The sequence below is a fragment of the Oscillatoria sp. HE19RPO genome, from assembly GCF_024220515.1.
Lineage (GTDB): Bacteria > Cyanobacteriota > Cyanobacteriia > Cyanobacteriales > Laspinemataceae > Laspinema.
Genome location: NZ_JAMXOT010000120.1, coordinates 1 through 3859, shown reverse-complemented (window position 1 = coordinate 3859; position 3859 = coordinate 1). Strand labels below are relative to the sequence as shown.

The 3859-nt window shown below is 51.1% G+C and carries 3 protein-coding genes; 2 read left to right on the top strand and 1 reads right to left on the bottom strand.

What is annotated here, in order from left to right:
- On the bottom strand, positions 1-306 hold a 306-nt coding region (locus tag NG833_RS11590; RefSeq protein WP_254565447.1), incomplete at its 3' end, for a hypothetical protein.
- Positions 307-463: 157 nt separating this feature from the next.
- Here NG833_RS11590 and NG833_RS11585 point away from each other — a divergent pair.
- Positions 464-2962 (top strand): glycoside hydrolase family 31 protein, encoded by a 2499-nt coding sequence (locus NG833_RS11585; protein WP_254565446.1) that lies wholly within the window; start codon positions 464-466, stop codon positions 2960-2962.
- 64 nt (positions 2963-3026) lie between these two features.
- Positions 3027-3608, top strand: coding sequence for an NADPH-dependent FMN reductase (locus tag NG833_RS11580; RefSeq protein ID WP_254565445.1), 582 nt, complete (start codon positions 3027-3029; stop codon positions 3606-3608).
- Positions 3609-3859 lie beyond the last annotated feature (251 nt).

Below are 3859 nucleotides of genomic sequence, written 5' to 3'. Positions count from 1 at the left end.
CCAAAAAATAAAACCTTCAAAAAACCCGCACCCTGAAGGGTGGAGGCTCACAGGACAAAGCCCGCCTGCGCGGGCTAAAAGAGCCTTGTTAGGTGCGATCGCATCAAAGCAAGGATGATTTATTTGTTGGAATACCCTAATGGAATGTAGCCGCGCTTCGAGAAGCGCCTGTCCAAAGATAAATTTCCTCACCCCGAAACCATAATGGAATGTAGCCGCGCTTCGAGAAGCGCCTGTCCAAAGATAAATTTCCTCACCCCGAAACCATAATGGAATGTAGCCGCGCTTCGAGAAGCGCCTGTCCAAAGATAAATTTCATCACCCCAAAAGAGTGATGGAATGTAGAGGCGCTTCCCGAAGCGCCCCTACAAATACACCTTGACAGGGCTAGGTTTATAATGGGGGTCAGGATGAACCAGGCGGTTGAAACCTTTACAAATTGTTGATTAAACAAGCATAATTCATGAATATTCTCAAACAAATTTCTTTAAAACTGCGATTAATTCGATTAGAACGGTTTATTACTTCTTTAATTTATACCTTTCAAAGAGACTGGGCCGATCGCCAATATCAAAGTTCTCAAAAGGTGCAACCCCTGACCACCCCGGGACGGTTGCTCACCGTTGAGAAAACCCGTAAAGGCGCTCAGTTTAGCTTTGAAAAAGCCCAGGTAGAGATTGAGTTTTTATCCCCGGAATTAGTGCGGGTGAATTGGGAACCGGGACTTGCACCTGTGCCTTATGGCATTGTCCAACAAGATTGGCCGGAAGTGGCCCTACAGTTGGAGGACACAGAACAGGGAAAAATTATCAGTAGCGATCGCCTCAAAGTCATCATCAAACCCGAAGGCGGCATCGAATTTCAAGATGCCAATGGGCGAGTGTTGCGCCAAGAATTACCGCCCCAACGCCGGGGGGAAGCATGGCAACAAGAGGCCCTGTTGCGATCGCCTGAACAGATTTATGGACTCGGAGAACGGGCGGCCCCCTTCAATTTACGCGCCAGCGATAACCCCAAGTATCGGATGTGGCATTATGACGCTGGGGGAAAGTATGGGCCGGGGTCCGACCCGTTGTATCTCTGCATTCCGGTGTATATGGGATTGCATGACAACGGCAGTTATTTGGTGTTCTATGAAAATAGCTTTTCTGCCACCTTTACCTTGGGCGACAGTGCGGTTGCAGCTTTTTCCGGGGGAGCCTTGCGCTATTATTTTATCGGCGCAGAACCGGCAAAAGCCATCACTCTTTATACCGAATTAACCGGACGTCCGCCCCTGCCTCCGCGCTGGGCGTTTGGCTATCATCAATCCCGGTGGGGATATGAAACGGAAGCGGCAGTCCGAGAAACCGCCCAAGGATTCCAGGAGCATAATCTCCCCCTGAGTGCGATTCACCTGGATATTGACTGTAAAGATAACTTTCGCTCGTTTACCATCGACCCGGACCGCTTTCCCAAACTCAGGGAGTTTAATCAAGAAATGGCCGAGCAAGGGGTAAACATGGTGGCGATCGTCAATCCCGGGGTGAAGCGCGATCGCCGCAGTCAATTGTATCGCGAAGGAGTCAGCCAGGATATCTTTTGTAAGTTACCCAATGGTAACATCGTTCATGCTCCCGTCTGGCCGGGAATGTCAGCCTTTCCTGATTTTACCCATCCCCTAGCCCGTCATTGGTGGAGTCGGCAATATGAATATCTCCTGGATATGGGCATTGCGGGATTTTGGCATGATATGAATGACCCGGGGGTATTTGCTCTCTGGGGAGATGCCACCCTCCCGAAAGCGACCCAGCACTTTATGGAAGGTCGAGGCGGCATCCATTTAGAAGCGCACAATCTCTATGGATTCCAGCAAGCGCGGGCCGGGTATGAAGCCCTGCGGGAGTATCAGCCCAGTCGCCGTCCTTTCATCGTTTCCCGGTCCGGTTGGGCCGGATTACAGCGCTATGCCTGGACTTGGACGGGGGATGTTGAAACCAGTTGGGGGGGGTTGGGGCAGACCCTGCCGACGGTGTTGGGGATGGGATTATCGGGTATTCCCTATACCGGGCCGGATATTGGTGGATTTAAGGGCAATCCTTCGGCAGAGTTATACTTGCGCTGGTTTCAACTTTCGACTTTTTTGCCCTTTTGTCGCACTCATTCGGCAAATAACGTGAAACCTCGGACGCCTTGGAGTTACGGGATTCGGGTTTTAGATTGCGTGCGATCGCTGCTGCAACTGCGCTACCAACTCATTCCCTATTTTTATACGTTAGCTTGGGAAGCCACTCAGAAGGGATATCCTCCAGTGCGTCCGGTGTTTTGGTCGGAACCAGAAAATCCTGACTTATGGGGGGTGGATGATGCCTTTTTCCTGGGAGATGCGCTGTTAGTTTATCCGATTGTCAAGGACAAGGCGCGATCGCGATCGGCTTTGTTTCCTCGGGGCCAGTGGTATAAATTCACCGATGATACAATGCTCGAAGGGTCGCAACGCTTAACCCTAGAGGTTCCTTTAGAGGAAATTCCCCTGTTTGTCAAGGCGGGGACTGTCTTACCGATGGAACAAGGGGGACATTTAACCTTACATCTGTATCCCCCGACGGATGGGAACAGCACGGGATGGCTGTATAGCGATGCGGGAGATGGATATGGGGAATCGCGTCTGGATCGGATTCACCTGGAACGAACTGCTGATGGATTGGCGATCGCCTGGGAGTCTCAAGGAGATTATCCGTTCCCCTACTCATCGGTGGAGTTGCAGATTCATGGGATGGCGGTGCAGCAGGTGTGGGTGGATGGAACTGAAGTGGAGTTTCAGCAACCCCGAGAGCAACCCCGAACCGCCATGAGAATCGCCCCAGGAGTGACTATCCCGGGGGATAACGTGACGCGGGTGCAGATTCAGGGTAAATTTCGGCACCCCGATCCGACATCATCCTTCAATTCCTGGCATAGTTACCCCACAAATGGGCTATGATGACTTTTGGGCTTAGTCCCGTTTTAACCCTCTATTTTTGAACGAACAAACTGTAGGAGTAACAATGTCTAATCCCCCCAAAATTCTCGCCTTTGCGGGCAGCGCTCGGGAAGGGTCATTTAACAAAAAACTGGTGCAAATTGCGGTCACTGGCGCTCGAAAAGCCGGTGCAGAGGTCACTTATATTGACCTGCGAGATTTTCCCATGCCGCTGTTTGACCAAGACTTAGAAGCAGCGGAGGGAATGCCCAAGGCGGCGCAAGAGTTAAAATCGCTGTTCTTTGCTCACCAAGGCTTGTTGATTGCCTCTCCGGAGTATAATAGTACCATTACTCCCCTGCTCAAAAATGCGATCGACTGGGTATCTCGTCCCGCTCCCGGTGAACCCATGCTGGCGGCTTTTTCAGGCAAAGTGGTGGGAATTATGAGTACCTCTCCTGGTGCTTTAGGGGGATTACGGGGTTTGGCTCAACTCCGAGAAATGCTGGGGAATATTAGTATGATTGTCTTGCCCAATCAAAAAGCCATCCCCCAAGCGATGGAAGCGTTTACGGAATCGGGAACCTTAAAAGACCCCCAACAGCAAGAAGGGGTGGAAAATATTGGTGCAAAAGTAGCGCAAATGTTAGCCAAGTTGAACGCTTAAGTTAAGAATAATGGGGGAAGCAGAACCCTTACCCGAGTAAGTTTAGGGTAATTTCTCTCACATTTAAGAACACCTCCGGTCCCCTCCCCTTGGCAAGGGGAGGGTTAGGGTGGGGTCCTCCTGGAGTGCGGTTCCCTACAGGATAGCTCCGCTTAGGGAACTCCAAAAAATAAAATCTCCAAAACGTTCGTTTGTAGTTACGGATCAACGGAGTAGGGGCGCAATGCTTGCGCCCTCCGGAGGGCGCAAGC

Bases quoted from the DNA above. Each gene is read 5' to 3' on its own strand.
- NG833_RS11585 (WP_254565446.1), top strand. From the start codon at position 464: ATGAATATTCTCAAACAAATTTCTTTAAAACTGCGATTAATTCGATTA.
- NG833_RS11580 (WP_254565445.1), top strand. From the start codon at position 3,027: ATGTCTAATCCCCCCAAAATTCTCGCCTTTGCGGGCAGCGCTCGGGAA.